5 protein-coding genes, 1 tRNA gene and 1 pseudogene are annotated in these 6562 nt (G+C 63.7%); 3 read left to right on the top strand and 4 right to left on the bottom strand.

Going from position 1 to position 6562, the window contains the following annotated elements:
• A partial coding sequence (locus tag EOA33_RS20005) for an aminotransferase class V-fold PLP-dependent enzyme (RefSeq protein ID WP_127406372.1) occupies positions 1 to 852 on the top strand: 852 nt, incomplete at its 5' end.
• Positions 853 to 864: 12 nt separating this feature from the next.
• Positions 865 to 3234 (top strand): 1-deoxy-D-xylulose-5-phosphate synthase N-terminal domain-containing protein, encoded by a 2370-nt coding sequence (locus tag EOA33_RS20000; protein WP_127406371.1) that lies wholly within the window; start codon positions 865 to 867, stop codon positions 3232 to 3234.
• Positions 3235 to 4399: 1165 nt separating this feature from the next.
• Here EOA33_RS20000 and EOA33_RS19995 read toward each other — a convergent pair.
• The 4 genes from EOA33_RS19995 to EOA33_RS19980 form a co-directional block, all read right to left on the bottom strand.
• Complete coding sequence (locus EOA33_RS19995) at positions 4400 to 4615, bottom strand: hypothetical protein (RefSeq protein WP_127406370.1); 216 nt, start codon at positions 4613 to 4615, stop codon at positions 4400 to 4402.
• The gene (locus EOA33_RS19990) at positions 4612 to 4797 is read right to left on the bottom strand and encodes a helix-turn-helix domain-containing protein (RefSeq protein WP_127406369.1); all 186 of its coding nucleotides are present in this window, start codon (positions 4795 to 4797) and stop codon (positions 4612 to 4614) included. Before EOA33_RS19990 ends, EOA33_RS19995 begins: the two co-directional genes overlap by 4 nt.
• A gap of 132 nt (positions 4798 to 4929) precedes the next feature.
• A tRNA-Gln gene (locus tag EOA33_RS19985) sits at positions 4930 to 5003 on the bottom strand.
• Between the two features lie 146 nt (positions 5004 to 5149).
• Positions 5150 to 6082, bottom strand: coding sequence for a lysylphosphatidylglycerol synthase domain-containing protein (locus EOA33_RS19980; RefSeq protein ID WP_127406368.1), 933 nt, complete (start codon positions 6080 to 6082; stop codon positions 5150 to 5152).
• A 246-nt stretch (positions 6083 to 6328) separates the two neighbouring features.
• Here EOA33_RS19980 and EOA33_RS39765 point away from each other — a divergent pair.
• Positions 6329 to 6562, top strand: a pseudogene (locus EOA33_RS39765) (Ppx/GppA family phosphatase); the annotation flags it as partial.

Genomic DNA, 6562 nt, shown 5'->3' with positions numbered 1-6562 from the left:
TTCATGCGCCACGGCCTGGCGAAATTCGGCATCACCATCACTCATGCGGACCTGACCGATCCGGAAGCGTTGCGTGGCGCGCTCTCGCCCCGGACCCGGATCGTCTATTTCGAAACACCGGCCAATCCGAACATGCGGCTCGTCGATATCGCAGCTGTCTCCGCGATCGCCAAGGCGCACGGCGCCAAGGTGATCGTCGACAACACCTACGCTACACCGGTGCTAACCCGGCCGATCGAACTCGGCGCCGATATCGTCGTGCATTCCGCTACCAAATATATGGGCGGGCACGGTGATCTCGTCGGTGGCATCGCTGTCGGCAGGGCCGAAGACATGACGCAGGTTCGCCTGGTCGGCATGAAGGACATGACCGGCGCGGTCATGGCTCCCTTCAATGCGATGCTGGTTCTGCGCGGTCTCAAGACGCTGAAGCTGCGCATGGAACGGCATTGCGCAAGTGCCATGACGGTGGCACGAATGCTGGAGAGCCACCCGGCGGTGGCCAAGGTCTATTATCCCGGGCTGGAAAGTTCTTCGCAGCATGCCCTTGCCAAGCGGCAGATGCCCGGCTTCGGAGCGATGATCGCTTTTGAGCTGAAGGGCGGACTGGCAGCAGGTCGCACGATGATGAACCGCCTCGAACTGATCCGGCGCGCCGTCTCCCTGGGCGACGCCGAAACCCTGATCCAGCATCCGGCCTCCATGACCCATTCGACCTATACGCCAGAAGAGCGTGCCGCCCACGGCATTTCCGAGGGGCTGGTCCGGCTGTCCGTCGGGCTGGAAGAGGTCGAGGATATCCTGGCGGACCTCACGCAGGCGCTGCAGATGCCGGCGTCGCTCGCCGCATAATCGGAGTTCGCTATGATCGACCTCGCCCATCTGGAAACCCTGCATCGCCGGCTTCTTTGGTTGTCCTGCTGGACGATCCACAACGCCAATCATCTGCGCGACAAGGGCGAGGGGGAGGTCAAGGTCGGCGGCCATCAGGCCTCTTCGGCCTCGATGGCGGCGATCATCACGTCGCTTTACTTCCACGCCCTGCGCCCCGAGGACCGGGTAGCGGTGAAGCCGCATGCCGGCCCAGTGTTCCACGCGGTCCAGTATCTGATGGGCAACCTGCCCCTAGAGAAGCTGAAGAATTTCCGCGGCTATGGCGGCGTGCAAAGCTATCCGTCGCGCAGCAAGGATGTCGACGATGTCGATTTCTCGACCGGTTCGGTTGGCCTCGGTGCGGCCTTCCCGATCTTCGCCTCCATGACGCAGGACTATCTGCGCGGCCATGACTGGGCCGGCAAGGAAGGCCGGATGGTCGCCCTGATCGGAGACGCGGAACTGGACGAAGGCAACATCTACGAGGCCTTGCAGGAGGGCTGGAAGCACGACTTGCGCAACGTCTGGTGGGTGATCGACTACAACCGCCAGAGTCTTGACGGCGTGGTGCGTGAAGGGCTCTGGCACCGCATTGAGGCGATCTTTTCCGCTTTCGGCTGGCGGGTGGCCCGTCTCAAATATGGCGCCCTGCAACGCGCGGCCTTTGCCGAACCGGGTGGAGAGGCCCTGCGTGACTGGATCGATGCCTGCCCCAACGCACTCTATTCGGCTCTGACTTTTCAGGGCGGTGCGGCCTGGCGCAAACGGCTCATGGACGATCTTGGCGATCAGGGTGCGATCACGGAACTACTGGACCGCCGCAGCGACACCGAACTCGCAGTGCTGATGGAAAACCTTGGCGGACACTGCCTGCCGTCGCTCTGCGAGGCGTTCGATGCGGCGGACGACGACCGGCCGACGGTTTTCCTGGCCTATACGATCAAGGGCTGGGGCACGCCGCTGGCCGGGCACAAGGACAACCATGCCGGCCTGATGACGCCGGCGCAGATGGAGACCTTTCGCGGCGCCATGGGCGTGCCGGAGGGCGCGGAGTGGAAGCCATTTGCTGCCGTGCCCGAAGAAGCGGGCCTGCGTGCCTTCCTGTCCGGTGTTCCGTTTTTCGCCAAGGGCAGGCGCCGTTTCGAGGCGCCGGCCTTGCCGCGTCCGGACAGAGTGAAATTGTCGGATCGGATGCTGTCCACGCAAGCCGGCTTCGGCAAGATCCTCGACGAGATCGCCAAGGCAGGCGGGCCGTTGGCCGACCGGATCGTCACCATGGCGCCGGACGTGACCGTCTCGACCAATCTCGGCCCCTGGGTCAACCGGCGCGGTCTGTTCGCCCGCGCGGCGCGCGCCGACACGTTCCGCGACGAGCGTATTGCTTCGACGCAGAAATGGGCCTTCTCGCCCAAGGGCCAGCATGTTGAGTTAGGCATCGCCGAGATGAACCTGATGCTTATGCTAGGCGCGGCGGGATTGTCGCATTCCCTGTTCGGTGAACGATTGATCCCGGTCGGAACGGTTTACGATCCCTTCGTCGCGCGCGGCCTCGATGCGCTGAACTATGCCTGCTATCAGGACGCCCGGTTTCTCTTGGTCGGCACCCCATCGGGCGTGACGCTGGCGCCGGAAGGGGGAGCGCACCAGTCGATCGGCACGCCGCTTATCGGCATGGCGCAGGACGGGCTGGCCTCTTTCGAGCCTGCCTTCCTCGATGAACTGTCGATCAACATGGACTGGAGCTTCGACTATCTCCAGCGTGACGGCGAGGGCGATCCGAACGAACGCACCTGGCTGCGCGATGAGACCGGCGGGTCGGTTTATCTGAGGCTTTCCACCCGCCCGATGGAGCAACCGCAGCACCGCAGCGATCCAGGATTCGCCGAGGGCGTGATCGACGGCGCCTACTGGCTTCGCGAGCCGGGATCGAATGCCGAGGTGGTGATCGCCTATCAGGGCACGGTCGCGACAGAGGCCATCGCGGCAGCCGGCCGCATCGGAGGCGATCGACGCGACATTGGCGTGCTCGCGGTGACGTCGGCCGACAGGCTGAACGCCGGCTGGACGGCTGCCCGGCGCGCAAGGGCGCGTGGTCACGCCACGGCGATGAGCCTCGCCGAGCGGCTGCTCGCCCGTCTGCCGGCGCATTGCACGCTGATCACGGTGATCGACGGCCATCCGGCGACACTGTCCTGGCTCGGGGCCGTGGCCGGACATCGCACGGTGCCTCTCGGAGTAGAGCATTTCGGGCAGACCGGCACCATCGGCGATCTTTATCGCCATTTTGGCATCGATGCAGACGCCATCGTCGCAGCCGCAAGCCGCATCGCGCCCGGTCGGCCGATCAGGCTTTCGGCCTGACAAATCGATGCGGCCTGCCGCAAGCCTGTGAAAGGTTCAGCAGTTCCACATCTCACCGCGTAGAGGGTTGCTGCAAGAACGCACCACACGAGCTCTCGGATACCCAAAGCTGGCACGACAGATATCTGGCAGGGGAACCTGGATTCGAACCAGGACTAACGGAGTCAGAGCGCGTCAGCCGCGATCCGGTTATTGTTGCGGATACTTGTTATTACTGGGCTTTTCCTCTTGTAAGTTGCGGTTACTTGCGGATAATTGTGACTTGCTGGGTACGCCATGGGTACGCGCAAGCCAAGGGGGAAAACCGCAACATGCCAAAACTAACAGAAACGCGCGCTCTTCGCGCCAGACTGCCGGGGAAAAATGAACCCGACGCCGCGCGATCCGGCAGCGCGTGATCGGGCCGATAGAGACGTTCACGCTGATCAGGAAATGGGTGGACCGGATCGAAGCTCGCCCTGTCGAGACGCGACCGCCCGACGCGACGGTGAACTGACCCCGCATAAGGCGGCGCGATCAGCGGACGGTATCTTTCCCCATCGAAGGCAAGGACCGTGCTCTACCGCATGTCCCGCCGGGGCAAACTGCAGTGGTTAACGGCCTATGGCGGCCGGAGCGGGTGAATTACCTATTGCGCCAGACAGCCCGGCGTCTTGTACGAACATTGCACTTCGGACTTCGCGCCGCTTTTGTCGGCGATGACGCAGGCGACGTGGTGATCGTCTCTGGTACACTGGTTGGAGCAGGAGACGAATGTCGCGTCTTTTTCTTTGGCGTAATTCGTCGCGCTGAGTTCGGCTATCTGACTCTCCTTCGCCGTCAGAGTGTAGGGCTCTGCGCTGTGAGCGGCTGTGGCGAGCAGTAATGCGCTGGCGATGATGTCAATTTCATGGTCACTCCCCTCCCTTGGTGGTGTTCGTCCTCATTGCAGATTGAGGTCCGACACCATCGTCTGCCGAATCGGGAACGTCAATGACCCTTTGTCGGCAGGGAGGCGGTCTGGATGCCGTCGCGGCCCACGCGCGTCTCGTTGCAGAGGATATTCTGCTTGGAGATGGAGAGGTAGCCGCTACGTTTGTAGCGCCCAGCCCCGACGAGGAGGCAGTGAGGAGTCCGCTCGTAACCCTCACTCAAAGCGACAAAGGCGGCGGCAAGTCGCTCGCTCTCAACCCGTAGCGACCCTGTCGTCCTGCGCGCCGCTGGTGATACGGTGACGCCGCCACAGCCGTTCGAGCTTGGCGACCAGCTCGGCGCTGCCGCCTGCGTCGTCCATGCGGGCGAGGTTGAGGACGCTGGTGCGCCCGCAGCGCAGGCCCACCGCGATCATCCCGGTGTCGATGCCCCACTGGCGCAAATCGGCCACCATCTGGCGCGGGCTCATCGGTCGCCCTCTTTCGAAGCAAAGTTTTTTGCGGCGAACAGCCGCTCGATCTGGCGAACCGTCGAGTAGGCGGGCGCGCGCGCCTCGCCGGTCGCCAGCCGGTGCACCGTCGAGTGCGACAACTTCGCGGCCTCGGCGATCTGCCTGCAGGTCAGGCCGGTCGCGTGAAGCTGCTCGATCATCTGCTGGAAGCGGGGGGCGGGCATGGTCGTCCAATAGCACGAACCGGGGTATGCCAAAAAGTGGGTACGCCATGGGTACGCGGCCATTCTCGCCGCTGCGCCTAAAAATCCGAATTTGTCAATGATTTCAAGTGGCTGGGGAACCTGGATTCGAACCAGGACTAACGGAGTCAGAGTCCGTGGGTCTACCGTTAACCTATTCCCCAGCAGGCGCGGTCGGTAACCGTGCGAAGCGGGCGGCTCAAGCGCCGCGAGCGCTGCCTTGTAGCCGCCGCCGGAAAATAGTCAACCCCGCGCCGCGTTTCAATCGCAGCTTTTGCTCACTCTGGCTGGGAGTGGCTGGAAGCCCGGCTCAGCTCTCGCTGCGGCCAAGCTGCGAATGCTCGAAGAACAGCACCACGCCAAGCGCAATCAGCAGTGGGATAATCAGGTAGAACAGGCGAAACACCAGGAGCGCGGCCAGCACGCCGACCGGGTCCATGTGCGAGAGGCCGGCGAGGAAGACCACCTCGAAGACACCGAGCCCGCCCGGCGCGTGCGAGATTTGCGCCACCGAGAAGGATACCAGGAACACGCCGAGGATGACGAAATAGCCGGGATTGCCAGTGGCCGGCAGGGCAAAGAAGATGATTGCCGCGGCGGCAAGCAGTTCGACCGGGCCGATCAGCAACTGGCGTGCGACGATGGGCAGCGCCGGATAGTGCAGCTGGAAGCCGCCGATCCTGAGCGGCTTCAGGTGCAGCCAGCTGCCGAAGATGTAGGCGCCGACCAGGATCAGCATGGCTAGCCCGGCGGCACTCGCCGCCCGGTGATGTGGCACGCCTGAGAAACGGTCGATGACCTCGGGCTCCAGCACCAGCACGAGCCCGCCGAGGAAGATGCTGGACAGCACGAAGGTGATCCAGCAGATCGCCACGAGAACGCCGACATCCTGACCGGTCAGCCCCCTGGTGCCGTAGGCGCGATAGCGGATCACGGCGCCCGAGATTACCGAGCCGCCAATGTTGTGCGACAGCGCGTAGGTTGTGAAGGAGCAGAAGGTGACGAACAGCCACGACACTTTCTTGCCGATGTGGAGCAACGCGATGTGATCGTAACCGGCAAGCGAGGCGTAGGCGATCACCGAGCTCAGCGCCGCCAATATCCAGCCGCGCGCGGGGATCGCTACGATGCCGGCCCAAACGTCGTCGAGCGAGATGCCGCGCAGTTCGTGGATGAGCAGCCACAGCGAGAACACCACCGCCGCGATGCCGACGACCGGCCAGAAATAACGCCTCCAGTTCATGGCGTTGCCATCATGCGTTGCGGCTCATTGGTTGATGTTGCCCGGCCCTCTCGGTCCCTCTTTTGAGACATGCCTGATTGAAGCCGGCTATTCAACTGCGAAGCCGTCGCAGCCGCGGCATCGGCAAAATTCGCCGCATGCGCTCTTGGTGATCCCGCGTGGCGCTGTTAGTCTGGCGGCAACTTGAAACAATGAAAGCGCCTGCTGCGTCCGTTCCCGGTTCGCGCGGTGCCGGAAGGAACGACAGTGGAAGACCACGACACCGGCGCTCGCGCGCCGGAAGTGGGCGTGTCCAGGGCTTCGCCGCCCGATTCGGCGGGCCCATCCGCGGGGCGGCATCATGATCGCCATGCGGGGCCGGGCGGCAGATATGCCCCGGGTGACGCCCAGCAGCAGAAAAGCAAGAGCCGCAAGCGCCGCAAACGCAGGCGTGGGCGCAAGGGTTTCGCCCGCGACGACAATCATGCCGCGACTGCGGGG

The organism is Mesorhizobium sp. M4A.F.Ca.ET.050.02.1.1 (genome assembly GCF_003997725.1).
GTDB lineage: Bacteria > Pseudomonadota > Alphaproteobacteria > Rhizobiales > Rhizobiaceae > Mesorhizobium.
The sequence above is the reverse complement of the archived record's forward strand: the minus strand, read 5'-3'. Positions and strand labels throughout refer to the sequence as shown.

Coding starts and splice junctions, on each gene's coding strand:
- EOA33_RS19980 (WP_127406368.1), bottom strand. CDS start 6,082: ATGAACTGGAGGCGTTATTTCTGGCCGGTCGTCGGCATCGCGGCGGTG.
- EOA33_RS20000 (WP_127406371.1), top strand. CDS start 865: ATGATCGACCTCGCCCATCTGGAAACCCTGCATCGCCGGCTTCTTTGG.
- EOA33_RS19995 (WP_127406370.1), bottom strand. CDS start 4,615: ATGAGCCCGCGCCAGATGGTGGCCGATTTGCGCCAGTGGGGCATCGAC.
- EOA33_RS19990 (WP_127406369.1), bottom strand. CDS start 4,797: ATGATCGAGCAGCTTCACGCGACCGGCCTGACCTGCAGGCAGATCGCC.